Here is a 25127-nt window from a genome sequence, read left to right on the forward strand (position 1 = left end):
AGGGGGTGTTCGTCGATTTCAACCAGAACGCCAAGGACCGCACGGTCGCGTCGGCGTACTCGGTCCGCGCGACCCCGACGTCTTCGGCCAGGCGACCAGGCCGTAATCCTCCAGCACCCCGCGGGCCACCAGGGCCACCTCGACGATCCGCCGCCAGGACACCCCGGGCATCGGATCCAGGTCGACCCGCAACTCGTCCGGGTGGTCGAGGTCGTCGGCGCGCACCGGGTGCGGGTTGAGGTCGACGCAGCCCAGGTTGACCGCCCACACCAGGCCGGCGGCGTCGTCGATGACGGCCTCGGCGGCCGACGTGCCGCGTGCGTAGTGCAGTTCGGCGACGTCGACGTAGTCGGGCCGGTTTTTCGGGGCGCGCTTCTGGAATACCGCCTCTTCCGCGATGCCCTTGACGAAACGCTTGAGGATCATCGGCCGGCCGGCCACCCCGCGCAGCGCCCCGTCGGCCACGGACAGGTAGTAGCGGACCAGGTCCAACTTGGTGAACGGCCCCTTGCCGTCGTGGGCCTCGAATACCACCCTGTCGGGATGGGTGACGGTGACCCGGCGGCCGGCCACTTCCAGTGACGCCGGACCGCTCATGTTCATCATCGTAAGTGGATGGGTACTTACCCCTCGGAATGCGACGGACGTCACATAGGGTGGATCCATGCCTAATCTGATCGGCCTGCCCGGGCAGGCGGTTGCCAAGGTCCAGCAATACCTGGAGCGCGGCTCAGCCGAATTGCACTACGTGCGCAAGATCTTCGAAGCGGGCGCCTTCCGGCTGGAGCCGCCGCAGAACTACGCCGCGATGGCCAACGACATCTACAAGTGGGGCGAGTTCGGCATGCTCCCGTCGTTGAATGCCCGGCGCCATCCCGACCGGGCCGCGTGCATCGACGAGGACGGCGAGTTCTCCTTCAAAGAGCTCGACGAGGCAGCCCACGCGGTGGCGAACGGCCTGATCGAGATGGGCGTCAAGGGCGGTGACGGCGTCGCGATCCTCGCCCGCAACACCCGCTGGTTCCTGATCGCTTACTTCGGAGCCGCCCGGGTCGGCGCCCGGATCATCCTGCTCAACAGCGAGTTCTCCGGCCCGCAGATCAAGGAGGTGTCGGAGCGCGAGGGCGCCAAGCTGATCATCTACGACGACGAGTACACCAAGGCGGTCAGCAAGGCCGAGCCGGAACTGGGCTTCCTGCGCGCGCTGGGCACCAATCCCGACGCGGACGAACCGTCGGGCAGCAAGGACGAGACGCTGGCCGACCTGATCGAGCGCAGCAGCAAAGATCCCGCGCCCAAGGCGAGCAAGCACTCGTCGATCATCATCCTGACCAGCGGCACCACCGGCACGCCGAAGGGGGCCAACCGCAGCACCCCGCCGACACTGGCGCCCATCGGGGGCATCCTGTCGCACGTGCCGTTCAAGGCCAACGAGGTGACCTCGCTGCCCGCCCCGATGTTCCATGCGCTGGGTTTTCTGCACGGCACCATCGCGATGTTCCTGGGCTCGACGCTGGTGCTGCGGCGCAAATTCAAGCCGCCGCACGTGCTCGAGGACATCGAGAAGTACAAGGTGACCGCGATGGTCGTGGTGCCGGTGATGCTGTCCCGCATCCTCGACGCGGTCGAGAAGATGGACAAGAAGCCGGACCTGTCCAGCCTGAAGATCGTGTTCATCTCCGGCTCGCAGCTGGGCGCCGAGCTGGCCAGCCGCGCGCTGAAGGACCTCGGTCCGGTCATCTACAACATGTACGGCTCGACGGAGATCGCGTTCGCGACCATCGCCGGGCCGCAGGACCTGGAGCGCAACGCCGCAACGGTCGGGCCGGTGGTCAAGGGCGTGAAGGTCAAGATCCTGGACGACAACGGCAAGGAGAGGCCGCAGGGCGAGGTCGGCCGGATCTTCGTCGGCAACGCGTTCCCGTTCGAGGGCTACACCGGCGGCGGGCACAAGCAGATCATCGACGGCCTGATGTCGTCCGGCGACGTCGGATACTTCGACGAGCACGGCCTGCTGTACGTCAGCGGCCGCGACGACGAGATGATCGTCTCCGGTGGCGAGAACGTGTTCCCCGCCGAGGTCGAGGACCTGATCAGCGGCCACCCGGAGGTGGTCGAGGCGACCGCGATCGGCGTCGAGGACAAGGAGTGGGGTCACCGCCTGCGCGCCTTCGTCGTCAAGAAGGACGGCTCCGACGTCGATGAGGACACCATCAAGCACTACGTGCGCGATCACCTGGCCCGTTACAAGGTGCCGCGTGAGGTGGTCTTCCTCGAGGAGCTGCCGCGGAACCCGACGGGCAAGATCCTCAAGCGCGAGCTGCGCGAGATGGAGGTCGACTAGCCGCGGTCAGCGGCGGTCCTTGATGGCGCGGGTGATCTGCGCCGCGAGCTTGGGGTCGACCAGGAGCTGGTCGATGAGCGCGGTGAGAACCTCCTGCCCGGTCACCCTGGCGACGCCCAGGCGGTCGGCCGCCTCCCGCTGCCAGATGTCGAGCGCGCGGTGGGTGGCCGCCGGGAGGTCGACGGTGCGGCGCGTCCGCTGAACCCGGCCCGCCTGGTTCGCCGCCGGCTGGCCGCCCATCCGCTGGGGGGCCTGCCCACCGAGTCCCATGAGGCGTTCGGTTGGCGCGGCGTCTCCCGTCGGCGCGGCCGACGGCCCGGGGCGAAACGTTCCGGCGCCGGGTCCGATGTGGCTGGGGTTGAAGTTCACTGTGGCGGTCGTCCTCCGAATGAGTGGCCAATCAGTAAATCAGCGCTCGAGTGTGTCAATACTGATTCTTCCACCGACGGCGGCGGAAGTCGCGCCGCCGGGCCGTGGGCGCGGGGCGTCGCCCCACCGCGGGCCATCCCAGCAAATTCACTTGATTAGCTGCGTAAACGATTGTTCGGGTCTGTGTGATGCGGGCCATGGGGACATCGTTGCGGGGTCGGGCAATCTGCGGTTCAGGCATTCCGCTAATACGGAACAACGCAAGCCAGTATGTCAGTATATCGCGCCTGAGCTGGAAATATGTCTGGGTAGCGACCATTCAGTACCGGTTAAAATCCTGAACTGAGAAAGTCATTAAATCCGCCCACCGTCGCCTCGATAAAACTCAGTTAAGCATTTGTTACATAATTCACAGGACATATTTCGTGTGCGGATGTTGTTTGCCGGGAAACATCTGGCTAACGTTTTCTTTGTCGGCATCAGTCTGGAAGGGAGCTCTCGCGATGACGATCTCCACGCGATCGCTGCGCGGCGCGGCCGTGGGCGCAGTCGGCGCATCGGCGGTGGCCGGCGCGCTGCTGCTGGGCCCCAGCCCCGCGGCCCAGGCTGCCCCGGCGCCATGTATCGACACCAGCTTCACCACCGCCGGCCCCCACGGTGCGCCCGGCGGTCCCGGCATCATCCCTGACCGTCCAGGCGGGGGTCATGGCGGCCATGGATGGGGTGGCCACGGATGGGGCGGGGGAGGCCACCCCGGATGGGGTTCGGGCAACCGCGGATTCTGGGCCCCCGGTCACTGGTGGAACTGGTGGTGGTGAACCACCCTCCCCGTGGTAACCGGTCAACCTCGACGTGCCGATCCACTCCAAGGTTGACCGGCCCACGGGATGGGGGGGAAACCATGCCGGCCTGACCACCCCTCAGGTCGGCATGGCCCCTCTCCGGGGCCAATGCCCAAGTGGCGGTCAGGGATCGCGAGGAAGCCCGAGCAACCGCTCGGCGATGATGTTCAGCTGCACCTCGGAGGTGCCGCCGTAGATCGTGGTGGCGCGGCTCGCCAGCAGGTATTCGCCCCATTTGCCGGGCGGTTCGCCGGGGTCTCCGATGGCGGCATCCGTGCCGAACGAGGACACCGCGAACTCGGCGTACCCCTGGCCGGTCCGCATCGACAACAGCTTGGAGATGGCCGCCGACGGCATGGCATCCCCGCCGGCCAGCGTCAACAGCGTCGAGCGCAGATTCAGCACCTTGGCGGCGTGGCCCTCGGCGATCAACTGACCGGCGCGGTGTCTGGCGACCGGGTCGAACTGTCCGTCACGAACGAACTCGACGAACTGGCCCAGGGTGGCCAGGAAGTTCGCCTCGCTGCTGCCGATCGAAACCCGTTCCGCGGTAAGGGTATTGCGGCTGACTTCCCAGCCCCGGTTCACCTCACCGAGCACGCACTCGTCGGGCACGAACACGTCGTCGATGTAGACGGTGTTGAACATCGCGTTCCCGGTGAGCTCGCGCAGCGGCTTCACCTGGACACCCTCGCTCTTCATGTCGAGCAGGAAGTAGGTGATGCCATTGTGCTTGGGGGCGCTCGGGTCCGTTCTCGCCAGCAACGCCCCCCACTGGGAGAGCTGCGCCGCCGTGGTCCATATCTTCTGGCCGGTGATCCGCCAGCCGCCGTCCGTCCTGGTCGCCTTGGTGCTCAGCCCCGCCAGGTCCGAGCCGGCGCCGGGCTCGGAGAACAGCTGGCACCAGATCATCTCGCCGCGGAAGGTCGGCGGCAGGAACCGCTGCTGTTGCTCCTCGGTCCCGAAGGCGACGATCGACGGGATGATCCAGGTCGCGATGCCCATCTGCGGGCGCTTGACCCGGCCGGTGGTGAACTCCTGGGCGATGATGATCTGCTCGACCGGACCGGCGGCGCGGCCCCACGGTTTCGGCAGATACGGCAGCGTCCATCCGCCCTCGGCGATGGCGACCTTGCGCTCGTCGCGTTCCATCGCCTTCAGCGCGCCCACTTCGGCCCGGATCTCCTCGCGCAGCTTCTCGGTGTCGGGGTCGAGGTCGATGTCGACCGCGCGCAGGCCGGTGCTCGTCGCGGTGTGCACCACCTTCTGCGGGTACTCCGACCCGCGGCCGAAGGAGGCGGCCAGGATCAATGCCCGGCGGTAGTACACGTTGGTGTCGTGCTCCCAGGTGAAGCCGATCCCGCCGTGCACCTGAATGCAATCCTGCGCGCACCGCTGGGCTGCCGCCGGGGCCAGCGTCGCCGCGACGGCGGCCGCGAACTCGACGTGGGAACCGGTGATGTCCCAGTCGTTTTCGCGCGCCTCGTCGATGGCGCGGGCGGCGTCCCATACCGCCGCGGTGGCCCGTTCGGTGTCCGCGATCATCTCCGCACACTTGTGCTTGATGGCCTGGAACTGGCCGATCGGCCTGCCGAACTGCTCGCGGATCTTGGCGTATTGCGACGCCGTGTCGGTGGCCCAACGCGCCACCCCGATCGCCTCGGCGGACAGCAGTGTGGTCATCAGCGCGTGCGCCGTGGCCATGCTCAGGTTGCGCAACGCGGCGTCGGCGCCGACCTCGACGGCGTTGGCCCGCACGTGGGCGACGGGTCGCAGCGGGTCGATGCTCTTGACGGGCTCGATCTCGAGCTCCTCGGCGCGCAGCACCACCCATTCCTCGCCACTGTCGATCGCGACCGGTAACACCAGCACGGACGCCTGCGCCGCGGCGGGCACCGCGCGGACCTCGCCGCGCAGCACCAACGTGTCGCCATGGCGGGTCGCGGTCAGCCCGCAGCAGTCCATCGCGTAGGCGGCGATCGCGGCGCCGGACGCCAGTTCGGAGAGCACCTTCGCGTCGGGGTCGTTGGCGGAGATCAGGGCACTGGCGATCGCGGAGGGCACAAAAGGTCCGGGCACCGCGCCGTAACCGAACTCGGCCAGCACGACCGCCAATTCGAGGATCCCGAAGCCCTGCCCGCCGACGGACTCGGCGAGGTGCAAACCCTGCAGGCCCTGTTCGGCCGCCGCCCGCCAGTACGGTGGCGGATTGTCGATCGGCGTTTCCATCGCCGCGTGCAACGCCTCGGATGGCGCGATGCGCGCCACCAACGACCGCACGGAATCGGCCAGGTCTTGATGCTCAGGAGTGATAGCGATCGGCATTGGTCGCCTTCCCATGCTTTCGAGTCGTGTCTCGGCCAAGCACCTTCCAAACTAACAACCGGTCGGTTGGTTGACCACAGCGGTCACCGGGTGGCGGTTCTCAGCGAAACCGCTTGGCGATCCACTTGGTGATCAGATCGGCTTGCTCGCCGCGGGCGCCCGGGGTGGTGAAGTAGTGGTCGGTGTCGACCGACGCCTGCGTCTTGTCTCCGCTGGCGAGCGCGGCGTAAATCCGTTGGGCGTCCGACGGAAAGACACCGGTGTCGGCCTCGGCGTTGATCACCAGCGCCGGGCAGGTGATCCGGGCCAGGTGCGGCTCGGCGCGAGTCTGTGCCACCCGCAGGCTCCACATGCCCAGCCAGCTGCGCAGCGTGCAGGCCGCGGCGATGCCGTGCGCGGAACGGTTCGCCTTCGCCGGGTGCCCCGCGTAACACGTGTTCGGTTGACGCCTCGTCGGCTCGATACTCGGGTCCACCATGCGGGGATCGGCCCACGTGCGCATGACGCTGAACGGGCGGTCGGAAAAACCCGCCGCGCGAACGCGTTTGAGTTCCTTCTCGGCCCAGTCGGTGATGGCATGGTTGCGCGCGGTCTGCGCGCGCCGATAGCGGTCGAGGAACTCCGGCGAATAGGGCGGTCCGTTGCGGTCGTTGAACAGGTCCAGGTCGGCGTCGGTGGCCACGGGATCGTTCTCGTCGACGACGGCGGCGTCCATCCAGGCTGTCAACACGTCGGGTCGCCCGGGATGCGCGGCGGCCGCAACGTATCCGTCCGCGGCCGGCAGCTCGGTCAGTCCCGCCGCGGGCCGCATCCCGTCCAGCGGGGTCACGTTCGGCTCCACCGCCTGCGACTGATAAGCGGCCATCAGCGATCCGCCACCCGAATTACCGAGCAGGACAACGGTTTCAACGCCTTGAACCTCGCGCAACCAGCGCACCCCGACGCCGATGTCGACCAGCGCGTGGTCCAACAGGAAACTGCTTTCGAAGCCGCGGAACCGGGTGTTCCAGCCGAGGAAACCGACCCCTCGGGTGGCCATGTAGTCGGCGAGGTAGTGCTCGGAGAAGTCGATCTGATAATGCGTGGCGATCATCGCCACCTTCGGCTTGCGGCCCACCCCGCGGTGGTACAGCCCCTGGCAAGGATGCCCACCCGCCCCGGCACGCCCTGCGGTGCGCGACGGTAGCCCGACGAATTCGCGGACAACCCCTGCGGCACCGGTGTGAGGAGTCATTTCAGCGGCCCTGTTGGCGATCGACATCTCGAAAGAAAACTGAAGCTGATGTTAGATTCAGAATCACATCTTCGCCAGGACTTCAAGCCGGGGACCGAGGGGAGCCGCGCGATGATCAAGCCGCAGAACACCAACACGGAATTCGAACTCGGCGGAATCAACCACGTCGCGCTGGTGTGCTCGGACATGGCCCGCACCGTGGACTTCTACACCAACATCCTCGGCATGCCGTTGATCAAGTCGCTGGACCTGCCCGGCGGCGCCGGCCAGCACTTCTTCTTCGACGCCGGCAACGGCGACTGCGTGGCGTTCTTCTGGTTCGCCGACGCCCCCGACCGGGTGCCGGGCATCTCGTCGCCGGGCGCCATCCCCGGCATCGGCGACATCACCAGCGCGGTGAGCACCATGAACCACCTGGCATTCCACGTGCCGGCCGAGAAGTTCGACGCCTACCGCCAGCGGCTCAAGGACAAGGGGGTGCGGGTCGGCCCGGTGCTGAACCATGACGAGAGCCCCATGCAGGTGTCCGCGACAGTGCACCCCGGGGTGTACGTCCGGTCGTTCTACTTTCAGGACCCCGACGGCATCACCCTCGAATTCGCTTGCTGGATAAAGGAATTCGATTCCAGTGATGTTCAGGCCGTGCCCAGGACCGCGGCGGACCGCCGGCCTCCGGTGGCCGCCGGTCGTCGATGACCGACGGCATCCTGACCGACGCGCAGATTGCGGCCCTGACCCCCGAGCAGCGTCGGCAGCTCATCTCCCGGCTGGAACAGCCGGTGAGCGACGTCATCGACCCCCTCTTCCTGGCCCGCGTGCGACGCATCCGGCTGAGTCTGATGGTCGGTGGTTCGGCGGTGATGATCCCCTGGGTGGGGTATCTGTCCACCACGCTGCCGGAGAACTACGTCGTGCACGACTGGCCCCTCACCTGGGTGGGCTTCGACATCCTGTTGATGACGTTCATGGTGGCGACCGCCGTTCTGGGCTTCCTGCGTCGTCAGGTGCTGATTCCGGCCGCGTTCACCACCGGGGTGCTCCTGATGTGCGACGCCTGGTTCGACCTGATGACCGCGGGCCCCAACGACCTCTGGCTGTCGGTGGCCACCGCGGTGCTGGTCGAGCTGCCGCTGGCGGCCTTCATGGTCGTCAGCGCGTTGCGGCTGATGCGCCTGACCATGGAGCGATTTTGGTTGCTGGATCCCGGGATGCGGCTGTGGGATCTGCCCCTATTGCCGTGAGGCGGTGACGGTTTGGCTTGCCGGTCCGGCGTCGGAACACAACCGAAGGGAAAGAAGACTACTGGCGAGGCGGCGCCGACACACGCCAATTGCGAATCTTCGCAAAACGGCGTAAAAGACCGTCTTCCTCGACTAATGTCCAATAGCAGCGACACAGGGGGGTGCAAGCGACGCCGTAACTTCAGCCCGACCTACGGCGTCCAAGAATCCCGACACGAAGGTTTATTTTGTGCTGCGCGGAAAGTCCGTTGCCGCACGGCTTCTCGGCTCCTCCCATGCCGCGCACAACATCGGCACCGCAGAACGGGGACTGGGGGAGATGGTCGCACTCGGAAACATCTACGAATGGCAACCGGCCCAGGGGCCGCTGACCATGTGGACGGCTTCACCTTCGGCGTGCGAAGCGGCTCGCGCCGCGCAACGAAGTGATCTGGCTCCGAGTTATCAACAGTCTCAACACCTCTGGGCCGCCTACCATGGCAGGGCGATGAACCGGGCGCTACCGCGCCTGATGATCGTATCGTGGGACATTCCCGGAACGTGTGACATCCCGGCGATGACGGCCGCGGTCAACGCGCACGTCCGCCGGCACGACACCTACCACAGTTGGTATGAATTCGATAACGGCGTCATCGTGCGCCACGCGATCGAGGACCCCGGCGTCATCGACTTCGTTCCGATGTCGTTCGGGCACAGGACGGTCGACCAAGTGCGCACCCACGTGCTGACGACGACCCCCGCAACGCTCGAATGGGGTTGCTTCACCTACGGCGTCGTGCAGCACGCCGACTACTTCACGTTCTATGCGAGCGTGGACCATCTGCACATCGACGGCCTGTCGGCGGGTGTGATCTTCGTCGACATCCACCTGGCCTATCAGGAACTCGTCCAGGGCCGGCGGTCCGCAGCGCTTCCCGAGGTCAGAAGCTACCGCGACTACACCGCGCGGCAGCGCGCGAAGGTCGCCGGGCTCACCCTGTCGTCTTCGGAGATCAAGGACTGGATCGCGTTCGCGCGCGACACCGACGGCGAATGGCCCAGCTTCCCGTTGCCGCTGGGCGAGACCTGGACCAACAGCCAGGGTGACCTGGTAACCGTCGATCTGCTGGATGCGGCCGGCACGGAGGCTTTCGACGCCGTGTGCTGTGCGGCCGGCGCCCGGTTCATCGGCGGGGTCCTCGCCTGCACGGCGTTGGCGGAGCGGGAATTGACCGGCGGCGCCGTGTATCACGGGTTCACGGCCAGGGACACCCGGACGCCGGGCATCGACACCATGACGGTGGGTTGGTTCGCGAGCCTGGTCCCGGTCACGGTGCCGACCGCGGGAATTACCTTCCCCGAGGCCGCCCGGGCCGCCCAGAAGTCGTTCGACGCGGCCAAGGATCTCGCCGGTGTTCCGGTCGAGCGACTGCTGGAGTTGGGCGCACCCGACGAACTCGGCATCAAGCTGCCCACGCGTCTGCCGATGATGCTGTCCTTCCTCGACTTTCGGAAGATCCCGCTTGCCGGGTTGTGGGCGGAGACCAATTTCGGCACCTACGGCGACAGCCTGTCGCACGGCGGGATCAACATGTGGATCAACCGCCACGCCGAGAAGACGACGGTGACGATGTCCTTCCCGGACAACGCGACGGCGCGCGAGTCCGTGGATCGCTACATCGCGACGTTGGGTGAGATGTTCGCGCGCGTCGTCGACGCCACCGGAGGCCAGCCGGGCATTACCGCGCCGACCAAGAACGACGACGAGGCGGCCTAGCGATGAGCAACCTGCTGGACCTGGCCGACCAGACCCTTTTCCTGGGCGAGCGGGCGACCGCCACGACCAGTGTGTTGCAGGCGATCTGGGTGTACGACCGCCCGATCGACATCGACGGTTTGCGCGCCTTCCATCGCCACCTCGGTCGGGGCCGCTTGCGCCGCCGCATCGAACGGTCCCCGTTGCCGTTCGGCCGGCATCGCTGGGTGGCGCCCACCAGCCAGTCGGACCTCGAGATCGTCGCGACGCCCCGGCCTCGCGACGATCTCGAAGCGTGGCTGGCCGAACAGGCGGGTAAGCGGCCGGATGCCGAGCATGGCCCGGGCTGGCACCTGGGGGTGCTCCCGCTGACCGACGGCGGCGCGGCGGTGAGCCTGGTGGTGACCCACTGCCTCACCGACGGCGTCGGGCTGTGCGAGGCCTTGGCGGATGCGGCGTGCGGCCGCGACGACGCGATCGACTGGCCCGCGGCGGCATCCCGGGGACGGTGGCAGGCGCTGCGGGAGGACGCGCGCCAAAGCGCGCGGGACACAGCCCATGTGGGCCGCGCCGTGGTCGCGGCGGCACGCATGGCCCGGGCCGGCCGCGACGCGACCGCCGTTGCGCCGGCCAACAAGCGGCCCGCGCCGCCCGCCGGGCCGGACCGACCCCTCGAGCTGCCCATGGCGACCATCTTCGTGGACGCCGACGAGTGGGACGCCCGCGCAACCGCGTTGGGGGGAACCAGCAACGCGCTGCTCGCCGGATTGGCGGCCCACCTTGCACAACGCGTGGGCCGGGTCGCCGCGGACGGCACCGTCAACGTGGGGATGCCCGTCAACGAGCGCACCCCGGGCGACACCCGTGCCAACGCCGTCGTCAACGTCGACATCACGGTCGACCCCACGCCCGCGACGACCGACCTGCGCGAGATCCGCGCCGGCATCAAGGAGGCGCTGTCCCGCCACGAGGATGAGCCCGACGAACGCTGGGCCTTGTTGCCGCTGGTTCCCTTGATCCCGCAAGGTGTCATGCGGCGACTGATCGGTGTGGTCACCGGCAGTGCCGTCACCGTCGTGTCGTCCAACCTCGGGTCGATGGACCCGGCCGTCAATAGGCCGGACGGCACCGAGGCCGACCACTTCGCGATGAAGACTGTCTACCCGGGTGTGACCACCGCGACCATGTACCGCACCAACGGCGCGCTGGCGCTGCTGTCGGGCAGGGTGCACGGCCGGGTCTTCGTCTCGTTCCTGGCCTACGAGCTGGGTCGGCACAACTCCCAAGCCGAGTTAGGGCAGCACATTTCGGAGGCCCTGACCGACTTCTCGCTTACCGCCACCTCGGGTTGGGGCCGGCTGCCAACCGGGCCGATGGCCGTCTCTTAACTTCGGGCGCAACGGCCGCTCGGGCAACGACTCCTCCCCTCGAGCGCGCCCTTATATAGGCGCGCCACCGAAGCGACTGATCGGCAAACCCGGCCGCCGCATCGCCGGTCCGACTGGAGCGATGTGGGATGCTTCACAGCACCGCGCAATTGTTGCCTTCGTCGCAACCGTGCGCTACCGTCCTCAGCGGCGACACAGGGGGTGCATAGCGACGCCATAAGTTCGGGTCCCGACATCCGGGAAGCACGTCGCAAAGTATTCAGCCCAAAGGGAATTCGTGCTTGGCTAAAAGCCATGCGAAAAAGCCCGCCTGCATCCCTGCCCCCGCCAAGGCAATTCGGCATCGGAAGAACGGGGACTTAAGCAGATGGTCTCGCTCGGCAACATCAAGGAATGGCAACCGCCCCATGGCCCGGTCACCGCGTGGACGGCCTCACCGCTCACGCAGGAAGCAGCTCGCAACGCGCCACAAAGCGACTGTGCTCCGAGTTACCAGCAGGGGCAACATATTTGGGCCGCCTATCACAGTGGTGCATTGCGCAGGCAGATACCGCGATTGATGATAGTGGCCTGGGACATTCCCGGCGTATGTGACATACCAGCGATGACCGCAGTGGTCAATTCGCATGTCCGTCGCCACGACACCTACCGCAGTTGGTTCGAAATCGAGAACGGTGTAATCGTGCGTCGCGCGATCGACAACCCCGACGCCGTAGAGCTTGTGCCCATGGAGTTCGGACACATGGCCGCCGATCAAGTGCGCAACCATGTGCTGACGGCGACGCCGGGAACGCTCGAATGGGGTTGCTTCACATTCGGAGTCGTGCAGCACGAAGACTATTTCACGTTCTATGCCAGCGTCGATCACCTGCACATCGATGGCCTGTCCGCCGGTGTCATCTTCGTCGATATCCACTTGGCCTATCAGCAACTCATGCAGGGTCACCCGTCCCTCGCGCTTCCCGAGGTCGGGAGCTATCAGGACTATGCCGCGCGACAGCGTGAGAAGGCACGGAGCCTGACGCTGGACTGCCCCGAGGCAAAGGAATGGATTGCGTTCGCCCGCGATGCCGACGGTGACTGGCCGAGTTTTCCTCTCCCCCTTGGGGATACATGGTCCAGCAGCAAGGGCGACTTGTTGACCGTGGAGCTGCTGGACGCCACCGGCACGGAGACTTTCGACGCCATGTGCAGCGCCGCCGGCGCGCGATTCGTCGGCGGAGTTCTTGCCTGCACCGCTTTGGCCGAGCACGAGTTGGCCGGCGGTGAGGTGTTTCACGGGTTCACGGCCAGGGACACCCGGGCGCCCGGCATAGACACCATGACGGTGGGTTGGTTCGCCAGCCTCGTGCCGGTCACGGTGCCGACCGCCGGGACCACATTCGGCGAGGCGGCCCGAGCCGCCCAGAAGTCGTTCGATGCGGCCAAGGATCTTGCCGACGTGCCGGTTGAGCGGGTCATGGAGCTGGCTGCGGCATCGGACGATCTGGAGATAAAGCCGCCCACCCGTTTGCCGATGATGTTGTCGTTCCTCGACTTTCGCAAAATCCCACTCGCCGGCCTGTGGGCTGAGCTGAATTTCGGTACTTACGGTGACAATCTGTCCGCCGGCGGCATCAACATGTGGATCAACCGGCAGGCCGCGAATACCACGGTGACCATCTCCTTCCCGGACAACCCGGTGGCCCGCGAGTCGGTGGATCGCTACATCGCGACGCTGACCCGGGTGTTCGGGCGCGTGGCCACCGGCATCGCACAGCAGGCGGACGTCGTAGCGCCGCGAGGTGGGCCGGCGAGCACGAAAGCCCCAGGGGAAGACGACAACGAGGCGGCCTAGCGATGAGCAACGTGCTGGATCTGGCCGACCAGACCCTCTTTCTCGGTGAGCGAGCAACCGGAACCACCAGCCTCGTGCAATGTGTGTGGATCTACAACCGCGCCGTCGGCATCGACGGCCTGCAAGAGTTCCATCACCATTTGCAGCGGGGCCGGTTATGCCGCCGGATCGAACGGTCCCCGTTACCGTTTGGCCGCCATCGGTGGGTCACGCCCGGCGATCAGCCAGGCATCGAGTTCGTCGCGGTGCCCCGGCCGCGCGATGCCGTCGACTCCTGGCTGGAGGTGCAGGCGGCCAGGCGACCGGACGCCGAACGCGGGCCCGGATGGCAGCTCGCGGTGCTGCCGCTCACCGATGGGGGAGCGGCGGTGAGCCTTGTCGTCACGCATTGCCTCAGCGACGGGGTCGGGTTGTGCGAGGCGCTGGCGGACGCGGCCCAGGGACGCGACCGCGCGAACGGCTGGCCCGCCGCGGGATCGCGGCCGCGGTGGCGGGCGCTGCGCGAGGATGCATACCAAGCCGCGCGCGACGTGCCGCGGGTCGGCCGCGCCGTGGTCGCCGCGGCGCGACTGGCCGGCCGTGGCGGCGGCGGCACCGTGGCCGATGTCCGGTCACCCAACCGGCGACCGCTCACCGGGGCTGACGAAACCGTCGCTCTCCCAACGGCAACCATCTTCGTCAATGCCGACGAGTGGGACGCCCGCGCGAACGCCTTGGGGGGAACCAGCAACGCGCTGCTGGCCGGGTTGGCGGCCCGCCTGGCCCAGCGGGTGGGACGGGTCGCCGCGGACGGCACGGTCACCGTCGGGATACCCGTCAACGAGCGCGGCCCGGCTGATACGCGCGCGAACGCGGTCACCAATGTCGACGTCATGGTGGGCCCCGCGCCCGTGACGGACCTGCGCGAGATCCGCGCCGCGCTAAGGCAGGCGTTGCTCCGCCATCAGGATGAGCCGGACGAGCGCTGGGCGTTGCTCCCGCTCGTTCCTCTGATCCCACGACGCGTCATGCGCCGGCTGATCGGCGTGGCCACCGGAAGCGCAACAGCCGTCGTGTCGTCCAACCTCGGTGCGGTCGACCCGGCTGCCAACCGCCCCGACGGCACGGACGCCGACTACTTCGCCATGAAGTCCCTGTACCCCGGGGTGACTGCCGCGACGATGCGCCGCACGAACGGGGTGTTGGCGTTGCTGTCGGGCAGAATGCGCGAACAGGTGTTCGTTTCGTTCCTGGGCTACGAGGCGGACGGCCAGAACTCGAATGCCGAATTGGGACAACAGATTTCGGGCGCCTTGAGCGACTTCTCGCTCACCGCGACCACGGGGTGGCCCACCGGGTGCCCGGTGTGAGAACGCCGCGTCAGGATTCCGCGCGCGCCTCGGTCGGTCGGTAGAGGTTGGGCTCGGCGAGCTCGTCGAGCAGGGCGGCCAGGTGATCGACGAGCTCTTCCGGTTCGAGTCGGACGTCGCCGGCTAGCCAGGCGCTGATGGTCTGCCCGACGCCGCCGACGACGAAGTGCGCCGCGGCCTTGATGCGGTCATTGGCAGGCACTCGCAGCGCGTCTCCGACGTGCTGGCCGGACAGCATCGCGAACAGCGCGGTGGATTCGGCGCGCTTGCGCACGATCACCGGATCGGCCAGTTGCGTGCTGAACAGCAGGCGCCCGAGGCGCGCGTCGTCGGCGATGGTGCGCACGATGTTGGCCATCCCAGCCCGCGTCTGCTCGTGCGCCGGCACGGCAGCGACTGCGGCCTGGGTGGTGGCCGCCAGCTCGGCGACCACCGAGTCGAACACGGCGGCGACGAATTCGTCTTTGTCGGCGAAGCTTTCGTAGAAATACCTGGCCGCCAGGCCGGCCTGGCGGCACACGCCGCGAACCGTGACCGCGGAGATGTTCTGCTGCTCCGCCCCGAGGAGGTCCAAGCCCGCGGCCAGCAGCCGACTCCGGCGCGTGGCCAGGCGCTGCGCGGCCTCGACGCCGCGGTACGGCCGCGCCCCCGAGGTTTCGCTCATGCGAACCATCTTGACACCAACGCGAGGCCACGACAATATCAGGAAACGCGCGTTCGCACATTCCCGGGCGGCGCCGTTGGAGGGGTTGACCATGGCACTACACGAGGCTGTTCGCGAACCGGTCCGGCACGTCGAGCGCCCCGTCGCCGATGCGCCACGGCGATCCCCCGCGCGGCGGCGCCGACGGCCGCTCGGCATCGACGAGGGGTTGATGGGAGTGGCACTGCTGGCCGGCCCGGCGAACGTGATCATGCAACTGGGGCGCCCCGGTGTCGGCTACGGCGTCATGGAGAGCCGCGTCGAAAGCGGCCGAATCGACCTGCACCCGATCAAGCGCGCCCGCACGACCTTCACGTACCTGGCGGTGGCGACCAGAGGCAGCGACGCCCAGAAGGACGCGTTCCGCCGAGCGGTGAACCGGGCACACGCGCAGGTCTACTCCACCCCCGAAAGTCCGGTGCAGTACAACGCTTTCGATCCCGACCTGCAGCTCTGGGTGGGGGCCTGCCTGTACAAGGGCGGCGTGGACATCTACCGGATGTTCATCGGCGAGCTGGAGGGCGAGGACGCCGACCGCCACTACCGCGAGGGCATGGCCCTGGCCACCACGTTGCAGGTGCCGCCGGAGATGTGGCCGCCGGACCGCGCGGCGTTCGACCGGTATTGGCAGGAGTCGCTGGCCAAGGTGCACATCGACGACGCCGTGCGGGAGTACCTGTACCCGATAGCCGCCAGTCGCATCCCGGGGCTGACGTTGCCCCACCGCCTGCAGCGCGCCTCCGACAGCTTCGCTCTGCTGATCACCACGGGTTTCTTGCCGCAGCGGTTCCGCGACGAGATGCGACTGCCCTGGGATGCCACCAGGCAACGGCGCTTCGACCGGCTGATCGGGACGCTTGCGCTGGTGAACCGGCGCTTGCCGCGGTTCATTCGGCAGTTTCCCTTCAATGTCCTGCTGGCCGACGTCGATCGCCGGATCAGGACGGGCCGCCCGTTGGTGTAGCACCGGGGCGGCCCGGCCCACCCGCCGAGTTGATAACGGAAATCATTTTCATTAAGCTCTCCTCTGCCTGGTAAGACCTCCAGCCCGAGGAGTACCCATGACGGCGCCCATCTGGATGGCCTCGCCACCGGAAGTGCACTCCGCCTCGCTCAGCAGCGGCCCCGGTCCCGCGTCGCTCCTTTCGGCGGCAGGGGCATGGTCCGAACTGAGCGCCGAATACGCCTCGGCCGCAGCACAACTCAGCGGCGTCCTGGCCGCGACGCAGGCTGCCTCGTGGGAGGGGCCCAGCGCGGAATCGTATGTGGCCGCCCATGCGCCATACCTGGCGTGGCTGACGCAAGCCGGTGCGCACAGCGCGGCGACCGCCGCCCAACACGAGACGGCCGCAGTCGCCTACACCGCGGCGCTGGCGGCCATGCCGACGCTGCCGGAACTCGCCGCCAACCACGCCGTCCACGGGGCGTTGGTGGCGACGAATTTCTTTGGCATCAATACGATCCCGATCGCGGTCAACGAGGCCGATTACGCGCGGATGTGGGTTCAAGCGGCCACCACCATGACCACCTACCAAGCGGTGTCCGCCGCGGCTGTGCAGTCCACGCCGCAAACGGACCCCGCCCCGCCGATAGTCAAATCCGATGCCTCCAGCCAAGACTCGGGCGGCGACATCCACGACCCCACGATCGACAACCCGCTCGACGACTTCATCGCCAACATCCTGAGGAACCTCGGCATCAACTGGGACCCCGCGCAGGGCACCGTCAACGGCTTGCCCTACGACGCCTATACCAACGCGGGAGACCCGCTGTTCTGGGTGGTCCGGGCGCTGGAACTGCTGGAGGATTTCCAGCAATTCGGCTATTACCTGGTGCACAATCCGGCGCTGGCGTTCCAGTACATCGTTCAACTCATGCTGTTCGACTGGCCGACGCACATCCTCGAGATCTTCACGAGCCAGCCGGAATTGCTGGCCCCCGCGGTCCTGCTCGCGGCCGCCCCCTTCGGCGCCGTCGGTGGCTTCGCCGGGTTGGCCGGCCTGGCGAGCATGGCCCCGCCCGCCGTCACGCCGGCGCCACTGCCGGCGGCCGCCCCACCGCCCAGTCCCACTCCGGCCGTCGCGGTCGCGCCGTCCACCGTCGCGCCGGCCCCGGCGCCCGCCTCCGCCCCGGCGTCCGCACCCGCTTCGACCGTGACCACCGTCGCCAGCTCCGCGCCACCCGCCCCGCCGCCACCGCACGCCGCGGGTTTCGCCCCGCCCTACGTCATCGCCCCGCCCGGCATCGGGTTCGGCTCGGGCATGGGCGCCGCGGCCAGCTCCAGCGCCAAAAGGAAAGCGCCGGAACCGGATAGCGCCACCGCCGCCGCGGCCGCCGCGGCACGCGGACAGGCCAGGGCGCGACGGCGCAAGCGGGCGACGCGGCGCGACTACGGCGACGAGTTCGCCGACATGAACGTCGGCGTCGATCCGGATTGGGGCGCCCCGGCCGGCGAGCCTTCGGCGCTCGCATCGGAGAACGGCGCGGGAAGGCTGGGGTTCGCGGGCACCGGCCGCCGCGAGGCGACCGCTGCGGCAACGGGACTGGCCACTCTGGACGGTGACGAGTTCGGCGGCGGCCCAAAGATTCCCATGCTGCCGGGGAGCTGGGACGCCGACGGCAGCGAGACGCGGTAGTGCACGTCGCGGCGGCGCTTTAGACCTTGGTGCCCTTCGGGGCGCTGACTTCATAGCTGCCCGAGTCGTCGGTGAAGGTGACCACGAACTGGTGTTTGAGGTGATCGATGGTCACCTGGCAGGTGAAGGTGCCGCCCTTGGTGACGGTCGGGTTCTGCCCGTCGTTGCAGGTGACGTCGCTGACGTCCCGGGCGCCGTAACCCGCCGGGTCGGACAGGACGTGTGCGACGCCGGACTGGACGGCGGCGACATCGAGCTGCCTGGTGACGAAGAATCCCGGCACCCAGAAACCCGCGATGGCCGCGATCGCGGCGGCCACGGCGGCCGCCGCTCCCAGATAGAGCGGCAGGTGCCCGCGGCGGGGTGTCCCGCCGGCCGCACGGAAGGTGGCCGGCGCCCAGGCGTTCGCACCGATGGGCGGCGGCGGGTAAGGCACGGGCTGCGGCCTCCACGCGACGGGCCGGCGCAGCGGTTCGGTGCGCGGCTCGTAACAGCGTCCCGGTGCAACCGGTTGGGGGTTTTGCCGTGGCGCCAGGGGCGGGTGTGGCTGCATCGAGGGGCCCTCTCTTCCGTGCCTCGCGGCGGATCGGCCCGCCACTGCTTCAACTTTAACCGAAGCGGTAGTCGCGCGCAACGCTTTTAAACGGTGCGCCATGGCGTGGTCGAGCGCAGTGACGGCGTCGGGCGCAGTGCCGCTTTGAACTGCGCAGACGTGCCGGGGCTGCGACGCGGTACGGCGTGCAGGCGGGCCAGGGCTCGGCGACACCGCCGCCGCATGGTGGATTTCCCGGGACCGGTGCACGCGGGTCGGATGTAGCATGCAGCAGTGGTGCACCGAGTCCTACCGCAGCAGTGGGGCGCCTACTCGACCGAGGAGCGATCAGTGACATTCGACCAACCGACGACCGCGCTCACCGTGCGGGTCGGCCAGGCGACGCGCACCCTGGCGCCCGCGGCCGGCGTCGCCGTCATCGGGCGCGACGCCGGGACCACGGTAGCGGTGGACGACGAGCGGATCTCGCGGTCACACGTTCGGCTCGAGCCGCACCGCGACGGCTGGCAGGCCTTCGACACCAGCACCAACGGGATGTTCGTCGACGGGATACGTCGCAGCTCGGTACTGATCACCGGGCCCATCACGATCTGTCTCGGCGCCCCCGACGGGGTCCCGGTGACCCTGACCCCGCAGCACCAATCGGACGCGCCACCAGAGGAATCGACCCAAATCATGCGCCCGTTCGAGGCCGAGGACGAGCAGTGGTGGGACAACGAAAGCGACCCCGGCGTCGTGCGCGCGGGCAACGCGGTCGCAGAGCGGCGTCAGCAGCTGGGGATTTCCCAGCGCAGCCTGGACCGCGACGGAATCATCAACGCGGGCGCCCTGATCAATTTCGAGAAGGGTCGCAGCTGGCCGCGCCGCGCCACGCTGGAGAAGCTCGAGCGGGTGCTGGACTGGCCCACCGGCCACATCACCCGAATCCGCCGCGGCGCGACTGCGCCGCCGACCGGTGGTCCCATCAGGACCGGCGGGCCGGTCGCGGGTGCCCTCGAGGAGGCCACCGAGTCGTTCACCGACTCCGTCCAGGCGCCGCTGATGGCCGAGACGGTCGAACTGGCCATGCACACCCTGCACACCGCCATCTCCGAGTTGCCCGAGCCCACCGATCCCGACTTCACCCCCAAGGCCACGAAGACCCTGGCCGACCTGCGCAGACTGGAGCGGCTGGCATCGAGCGCCGCGCGCAACGCCAAGGGCAGCCCGTCGGTCATCCTGGCGTTGAGCGGCGTGCGGCGCAGTTACAACGACTTGATGATGCGCGCGGCGCGTTCACCGGGGGCCACCCTCGGCCAGCGGCTCTACGGCGCCCGCCACCGCGCGGAGTTGAACCTCGAGGAGGCGGCCAACGGCGCCGGCCTGCCGGTGTCCGTCCTCGAAGACGCCGAGGCGGAGCGCTCCATCGCGCCGGAGGCCGCACGGGCCATCGAGAACCTCATCGCCCAGCTGACGATCAGTTAACGCGGCGGTCCGGCGATCCAGGGCGGTGTGGCGGGCGCGGTGTACGCCCGCGCGGCGGCCTGGCGCCGCAAATGCTTTCGCGCATTGTGGTTTTCGAGTAGGGCCACCCAATTCCAGACCAGCACGGAGGCCAAACTCCACCACCCGGCCAGCAGGTTGTGGAGCAGGGCGTTGTCCAGTGCGGCCTCGCATTGGGCGAGCGTCCCGGTGACCGTGTAGGCCTGGTTGAACATCAGAATGACGGCGCCGGTGTGTTTCCTGACCCGCACGGCGAAGAGCGGTTCCGCGCCCCTTGGCGGCGGCGGATAGCCGGGCGGCGGGGCGTGATGCGCCGACGGGTAGGGATGCGCCGGCGGGTGGGGATGCGCGGGCGGGTATTGATGCGGCTGGGGGTAGCCGTAAGCGTGCCGGTGGCCTCGGTGCGGCGCGGACATGATTCCTCCGTAGTGGGTAAGGGTTCGGGTGGGCGACGGGCGAGTCACGCTTGCGAGATCACGGCCGTGGTTTTCGAGACGATGTCGGTCGCTTGGGTGGTGGTGTCGAACCCGCACCACAGGGTGTCGACGATGACGTTGTTGACCAGCCCGATGGCCCGCTGGCAGGTGGGCCCGCGGCCGCTGGGTTGGGTTTGAAGGATGGCCAACGTGGAGTCGCTGGCCTGCAGCTCGCCGAGCTCCCAAACGGTGGGGGCGTGCCCGGGGGCCGTGACGATGATGGAGCGGTTGGCGCAGCCGGACCAGCGCGCTTTGGATTGGCCGAAGAATTGCCGGGCCGAATCGGCGTCACGGAAACCGATCAGGACTTGCATGAGCGCGTGCTCGCGCACGGCGGGTGTGGCGTCGTCGAGTATCTGCCCCTGCACCGCCGTCCAGTTGCTGCCTTTGTACGCGGTGGCTTCGGCGGGCGAGTAGGTATCGACGCAGGCGGGGTTGGACAGCATCTCCTCGTCGTGCCACATCCGCGAGACCGGCTTACGCACCGTCATGCCGGTGGTGTGCGCGATCGTGTTCACGTCGTCCTCCTTGAGCAGCAGGTCGGCGAGGTGCTGGGGCAGGATCGCCGGCGGTTGCCAGCGGCCCAGGTCCGCGGCGGCCGCCGGGCGCCCGCTGGTGGTCGCGGTGCACCCCGTCAGCAGCAGGGCCAGGCCGACGGTGGCAACCAGCGCCCAGCGCACGGCGGGTGCCAGGTGCGGTCCGCGCCTCGCGGTGCCCGACCCGGGTGCGCCGCTCGACGGTTTGGCGTGGTGTTGCAGCGATGCAGCGCTCATGGGGTCCTCCTGCCAGGTCGTCCGGTCATGGTGGAACGCTAGCAATAAAAACGGAGCGGTGCAACGTTTCAAAACATTGCGCACCGCAGAACGCTGTGTTTCAATTCGGAGCAATGCGGCGGAGGCGCCGCACACGACAACCCGTTCCGAAGGACCGCACATGCCCAACCACCCGCACCCGCCGATGACCCACCCGACACCGCCGAACCCGGAGCAGGTCACCGCGGTCTTGCCGCGCCGGCCATTCGCGATGGCGGGCCCTCCGCCGAGACCGCCCCTGCTGCCGGGGGCGCCCGCCTGGGGACCCTCGCCCGGATACCCGCCGGCGTTCGTCCCCGCGCCTTCGCGGCGCTGGCCCACCTGGGCGCAGATCGCGGTGGGGGCCGCGGTCGTGGTCACCCTGGGGGCCGCGGGCCTGGCGATCAACGTCGCAGCCAGCCCCGACGACACGGCGAGCTCGACGGTCCTGCCGGCGCCGAAGACTTCCGCGGCGCCGGTCAGCCCGGGCCCGGCACCGGAGGCGCCCACGGTGCCGTTGTCGGCGCTGCCCGGCCTGTTGCTGGACGTCGCGATGATCAACAGCATCGAGGGCGCCACCGATATCGCGCCCGCACCCGACTCGGGCAACGACCACACCGCCTACAGCGGCCTGACGACCGACCGGCCCGAATGCGGTGAGATCCAGGCGCCCGCACTCGAGTCGGAACTCGACGGCAGCGGCTGGATCGGTGTTCGGACCCAGTCGCTGCAGGACCGCGACGGCGCCCGGCACCTCAACCACAGCGCCGCGATCTACTTCGGCACCGCGAAAGCGGCCAACGACTTTGCCGCCAAGCAGGCGCAGGCGTGGCCGAGATGCAACGGCGCCAGCCTGCACCTGACCACCCGCCGGGAGCCGACCAGCGTCTGGACAGCGGGCACCGCCACCAACCGTGACGGAATGCTGAGCATCACCAACACCCAGGAGGGCGCCGGAGGCTGGCAGTGCCAGCGAGCCCTGGCGGCGCGCAACAACATCGTCATCGACGTGCGCAGCTGCGGCGAGAACCGCACCGATCAAGCGATCACGATCGCCACGCGGATGGCCGAGCGCGTCACCACCGGCTGACCGCCGAACTCATCGCGAAGGAGGGATGATGATCAGCCCTGGCAAAATCGGCGAACGAATCTGATGCGCTGGTGGTAGCGACTACCATTCTGCTGGTCTGGTCGGGATCGCCGCGGGTGGCCTGCAGTGGGCGCCGAAACGAGGGGACAGGGATGGGGGATCGGCACGCGCCGCGTAACCGCTCCCCGCGGATCGGCCAGCTGCACCGCACTGCCGCCCGGGCCGACGCAGGGGCCGAATGGTGCCGAATCCGCGAGGACCAGAAACGGATTCGCGCCCGGCTGCGATCGCCGGCGTTGCTGATCGTCACGCTCGCCGCGGTGACCGCACTGGGCGTCGGCTGCTCGACCGTGGTCACCGGCAACGCCGTCAAGTCGGGCGGCCCCGCGCCACCGGCGGCCAACGTGGCGCTGCTCGATCCCGGCAACTATCCGCGCCGACCGCGCCCGCCGCTGGGCACCGTTGCCGACGACGCGGCCGGGCGCCGGACCGAAGCCCAGCGGATGGCGGACATGGTGGCAGGCCCGTGGCAGGTCGACGGGACGTTGATCAGCCCGCTGAGCGCCGAAATCGCCCCCACCACAGCACTTCCCGAGGCGGGACGGCTCTCGGCGCTGGTGCGCGGTGACTCGATCGCCGCGATCGCCGCGGCGCATCACTTCGTGGCAGGCTTCGTCAGTGGGCGCGTCACCCCGCCACCGCCACGCGGCCAGCCCCCGACCGACAAACCCAAGATCCTCGACAACGGTGTCTTCCGATTCCCCGGCGCACAGGACGCCAGCGACGCCGCCGCTGCCATGGCCGCCGCCGACCTGGCCACCATCCGGCCGGGCAACATCCCCGCCACCCGGCTGCCGATCCCGCGCTACCCCGACACGGTGGCGAACGTGGCGCCGTTGTCGGGCGGCTTCGAAGCCGAAGCGTTCACCGCGCACGGCCCCTACGTGTTCTTCCAGTTCGCCGGCTCCAAAGAGAGCGCCGGCGCGGCCGCCGACCTGATCGCCAAAACCCTTGACCTGCAAGGCCCGATGGCCGACCACTTCCAGGCCACCCCGGTGGACCAGCTGGCCGCCCTGCCCGCCGACCCGACCGGACTGCTGGCCCGCACCGTGCCCGCCACCGACCCCGGCGCCAACCAGGCCACGGTCTATCCACCGCACGGCGCGCTGCATTTCCGGCCCGACCCCGTGGCCACCGAGGCGATGTTCGCCGACGCCGGCATCGGTCACGTCGCCGCCGACCGCACCACCGTCTACGAGGCCGTCGACACCACCGGCGCCCAGCGGGCCGCCGACGGGCTCGCCCGCATCGACGTTCCCTTCCTGGGCTACCGCTCCGCCCCCGGCGTCAACGGGCTGCCCTCGGCGCGCTGCTTCGACCGCGGGCCCGATACTTCCGAGTTGGGCTCGGTGCGCTTCCTGTGCCTCGGCACCGCCGACCGCTACGCGTTCAAAGTCACTGCCGCCCAAGAGGTAGAGGCGCACCAGATCGTCGCGGCCCAATACCTGATGCTGACGGCGCCATGACGAGCCTTACCCGCCCGTTGGCCCTCGCCGTCGCGGTCGCGGCGCTGACGGTCGCGTGCAGTTCGACCGTCGCGGGAACCGCCGTCAGGGCCCCGGGGACGGACGGTTCCGACGGCGTCGACCTCGCCCTGCTCGACGCCGGGAACTTCCCCACCACCCCGCGCGACCCCCTGGGCACGGCCGGCGACGCGCTGCGGGGCGGCTGGGCCGAAGGACGCCGCCTGGCCGGCGCCGTCGTCGGTCCCTGGGAGGTCGACCGTGACCTGACGGCTTACGCCCAAATCGATTCCGGCGTGGTCAAAGACACCGACGGGGTGAACGCGCTGCTGGGCATCCCGATGGGCGACGCGCTGCGGGGCCATAACCTGGTGGCCGGGTTTTCCAGCTCACGGCATACCGACAAGGGCCCCTACAAGGGTCTGCTCAACATTGTGTTGGAGCTGGCCAGCCCCGCCGACGCGATCGCCGCGGCCGCCGACATGGCCGCCAAGGGCACCACCCTGACGATGCCATTTGACAGTAAACCGCTTCCCACACAGCCCTTTTCGATTCCACGTTATCCGGGGACGGCCGCACTGACTTTCCGCTGGACCGCACAGTACCCCGCCCCGGGCGGCCCACGCTTCTCGGTGACCGCCCTGAGCGCCCACGGCCAATACCTCCTCGCCCAAACGGCGACGTCGGACGACACGGCCGACGTCGCAGCGCAATTCATCGCCACCACCCTGGATCTGCAGCAGCCCCTAATCGATGCCTTCAAGCCCACTCCGCCGGATCGGATGGCTCAGCTGCCGTTGGATCCCGACGGGTTGATGGCGCGCACCGTGCCGCCCCGACAGGAGAACGAGTCGATCAACGACGGCATCTATGACGCGCACGGAGCGTTACACCTGGAGGCCGATGACCCGGTGCACCTACAGGCATTGTTCAAGTCCGCCAACGTACAAGAGGTTGCCTACGTGCTGGAAACGAGGGTCTATCAGACCCCGGACGCCGGGGCGGCGGCGCGCATCGTCGCCGACATGTCCGGCCCACACCAAGTCGGCGGGATAAGCGGGATGCCCAAGGCGAGATGCTTCAATGAGGCGTTGGGCTACTGGTGCGTGGCGCGCGCGGATCGCTACGCCTACGAGATGCAGAACGAGCAGGAGAACGCGCTGCACCAGATGATGGCCGCCCAATACCGCTTGCTCACCGGGAAATGAG

21 protein-coding genes and 1 pseudogene are annotated in these 25127 nt (G+C 68.5%); 14 read left to right on the forward strand and 8 right to left on the reverse strand.

Annotation, left to right across the window (positions count from 1 at the left end; genetic code table 11):
* Positions 1 to 63: 63 nt before the first annotated feature.
* Positions 64 to 606, reverse strand: a pseudogene (locus A5701_RS19600) (DNA polymerase domain-containing protein); the annotation flags it as partial.
* A gap of 58 nt (positions 607 to 664) precedes the next feature.
* On the opposite strand from A5701_RS19600, the gene fadD2 reads away from it, so the two are divergent.
* Positions 665 to 2344: a long-chain-fatty-acid--CoA ligase FadD2 gene (gene fadD2 / locus A5701_RS19605; protein ID WP_067757510.1), complete on the forward strand. Its 1680-nt coding sequence runs from the start codon at positions 665 to 667 to the stop codon at positions 2342 to 2344.
* A 6-nt stretch (positions 2345 to 2350) separates the two neighbouring features.
* On the opposite strand, the gene A5701_RS19610 is transcribed toward fadD2, so the two are convergent.
* Positions 2351 to 2713, reverse strand: coding sequence for an ATPase (locus tag A5701_RS19610; RefSeq protein ID WP_067757513.1), 363 nt, complete (start codon positions 2711 to 2713; stop codon positions 2351 to 2353).
* Between the two features lie 503 nt (positions 2714 to 3216).
* Between A5701_RS19610 and A5701_RS28605 the strand changes: the two genes are divergently transcribed.
* Positions 3217 to 3531: a hypothetical protein gene (locus tag A5701_RS28605; protein ID WP_082950264.1), complete on the forward strand. Its 315-nt coding sequence runs from the start codon at positions 3217 to 3219 to the stop codon at positions 3529 to 3531.
* Positions 3532 to 3678: 147 nt separating this feature from the next.
* Here A5701_RS28605 and A5701_RS19615 read toward each other — a convergent pair whose 3' ends face one another.
* On the reverse strand, positions 3679 to 5880 hold the full coding sequence (locus tag A5701_RS19615; RefSeq protein ID WP_067757517.1) for an acyl-CoA dehydrogenase: 2202 nt from the start codon (positions 5878 to 5880) through the stop codon (positions 3679 to 3681).
* A gap of 100 nt (positions 5881 to 5980) precedes the next feature.
* The gene (locus tag A5701_RS19620) at positions 5981 to 7114 is read right to left on the reverse strand and encodes an alpha/beta hydrolase (protein WP_067757587.1); all 1134 of its coding nucleotides are present in this window, start codon (positions 7112 to 7114) and stop codon (positions 5981 to 5983) included.
* 111 nt (positions 7115 to 7225) lie between these two features.
* Here A5701_RS19620 and A5701_RS19625 point away from each other — a divergent pair, with 111 nt between their 5' ends.
* The 6 genes from A5701_RS19625 (at position 7226) to A5701_RS19650 (ending at position 14664) form a co-directional block, all read left to right on the forward strand.
* A complete protein-coding gene (locus tag A5701_RS19625; protein WP_067757521.1) occupies positions 7226 to 7810 on the forward strand; it encodes a VOC family protein in 585 nt (194 codons plus the stop codon).
* Complete coding sequence (locus A5701_RS19630) at positions 7807 to 8355, forward strand: hypothetical protein (protein ID WP_067757525.1); 549 nt, start codon at positions 7807 to 7809, stop codon at positions 8353 to 8355. Before A5701_RS19625 ends, A5701_RS19630 begins: the two co-directional genes overlap by 4 nt.
* A 319-nt stretch (positions 8356 to 8674) precedes the next feature.
* On the forward strand, positions 8675 to 10111 hold the full coding sequence (locus A5701_RS19635; RefSeq protein ID WP_067757529.1) for a condensation domain-containing protein: 1437 nt from the start codon (positions 8675 to 8677) through the stop codon (positions 10109 to 10111).
* A 2-nt stretch (positions 10112 to 10113) separates the two neighbouring features.
* Positions 10114 to 11478: a hypothetical protein gene (locus A5701_RS19640; RefSeq protein ID WP_067757532.1), complete on the forward strand. Its 1365-nt coding sequence runs from the start codon at positions 10114 to 10116 to the stop codon at positions 11476 to 11478.
* A gap of 367 nt (positions 11479 to 11845) precedes the next feature.
* Positions 11846 to 13315: a condensation domain-containing protein gene (locus tag A5701_RS19645; RefSeq protein WP_067757536.1), complete on the forward strand. Its 1470-nt coding sequence runs from the start codon at positions 11846 to 11848 to the stop codon at positions 13313 to 13315.
* A gap of 2 nt (positions 13316 to 13317) precedes the next feature.
* Positions 13318 to 14664 carry a hypothetical protein gene (locus tag A5701_RS19650; RefSeq protein WP_067757539.1) on the forward strand — a complete coding sequence of 449 codons (1347 nt, stop codon included), beginning with the start codon at positions 13318 to 13320 and terminating at the stop codon, positions 14662 to 14664.
* A gap of 10 nt (positions 14665 to 14674) precedes the next feature.
* On the opposite strand, the gene A5701_RS19655 is transcribed toward A5701_RS19650, so the two are convergent.
* Complete coding sequence (locus A5701_RS19655; protein WP_067757590.1) at positions 14675 to 15337, reverse strand: TetR/AcrR family transcriptional regulator; 663 nt, start codon at positions 15335 to 15337, stop codon at positions 14675 to 14677.
* 82 nt (positions 15338 to 15419) lie between these two features.
* Here A5701_RS19655 and A5701_RS19660 point away from each other — a divergent pair, with 82 nt between their 5' ends.
* Together A5701_RS19660 and A5701_RS19665 are read left to right on the forward strand one after the other, a co-directional pair.
* Positions 15420 to 16331: an oxygenase MpaB family protein gene (locus A5701_RS19660; RefSeq protein WP_067757542.1), complete on the forward strand. Its 912-nt coding sequence runs from the start codon at positions 15420 to 15422 to the stop codon at positions 16329 to 16331.
* A 97-nt stretch (positions 16332 to 16428) separates the two neighbouring features.
* Positions 16429 to 18003, forward strand: coding sequence for a PPE family protein (locus tag A5701_RS19665; protein WP_067757544.1), 1575 nt, complete (start codon positions 16429 to 16431; stop codon positions 18001 to 18003).
* 19 nt (positions 18004 to 18022) lie between these two features.
* On the opposite strand, the gene A5701_RS19670 is transcribed toward A5701_RS19665, so the two are convergent.
* Entirely contained in the window at positions 18023 to 18439 is a 417-nt protein-coding gene (locus tag A5701_RS19670) for a DUF4333 domain-containing protein (RefSeq protein ID WP_067757546.1), read from the reverse strand.
* Between the two features lie 390 nt (positions 18440 to 18829).
* Between A5701_RS19670 and A5701_RS19675 the strand changes: the two genes are divergently transcribed.
* Entirely contained in the window at positions 18830 to 20020 is a 1191-nt protein-coding gene (locus A5701_RS19675) for an FHA domain-containing protein (RefSeq protein WP_082954754.1), read from the forward strand.
* Here the strand turns inward: A5701_RS19675 and A5701_RS27635 are convergent.
* Both A5701_RS27635 and A5701_RS28610 read right to left on the reverse strand, forming a co-directional pair.
* Entirely contained in the window at positions 20017 to 20454 is a 438-nt protein-coding gene (locus tag A5701_RS27635; RefSeq protein ID WP_082954755.1) for a hypothetical protein, read from the reverse strand. The genes A5701_RS19675 and A5701_RS27635 overlap by 4 nt on opposite strands.
* A 44-nt stretch (positions 20455 to 20498) precedes the next feature.
* Positions 20499 to 21287, reverse strand: coding sequence for a sensor domain-containing protein (locus A5701_RS28610; protein ID WP_197498895.1), 789 nt, complete (start codon positions 21285 to 21287; stop codon positions 20499 to 20501).
* A gap of 160 nt (positions 21288 to 21447) precedes the next feature.
* On the opposite strand from A5701_RS28610, the gene A5701_RS28335 reads away from it, so the two are divergent.
* The 3 genes from A5701_RS28335 to A5701_RS19700 all read left to right on the forward strand — a co-directional run bounded on the left by A5701_RS28335 (position 21448) and on the right by A5701_RS19700 (position 25126).
* Positions 21448 to 22395 (forward strand): sensor domain-containing protein, encoded by a 948-nt coding sequence (locus tag A5701_RS28335; RefSeq protein ID WP_197498896.1) that lies wholly within the window; start codon positions 21448 to 21450, stop codon positions 22393 to 22395.
* A gap of 152 nt (positions 22396 to 22547) precedes the next feature.
* A complete protein-coding gene (locus A5701_RS19695) occupies positions 22548 to 23921 on the forward strand; it encodes a hypothetical protein (RefSeq protein ID WP_231968748.1) in 1374 nt (457 codons plus the stop codon).
* On the forward strand, positions 23918 to 25126 hold the full coding sequence (locus A5701_RS19700; protein ID WP_067757557.1) for a hypothetical protein: 1209 nt from the start codon (positions 23918 to 23920) through the stop codon (positions 25124 to 25126). Before A5701_RS19695 ends, A5701_RS19700 begins: the two co-directional genes overlap by 4 nt.
* Position 25127: the final 1 nt, after the last annotated feature.

The sequence above is a fragment of the Mycobacterium sp. E3305 genome, assembly GCF_001666785.1.
Lineage (GTDB): Bacteria > Actinomycetota > Actinomycetes > Mycobacteriales > Mycobacteriaceae > Mycobacterium.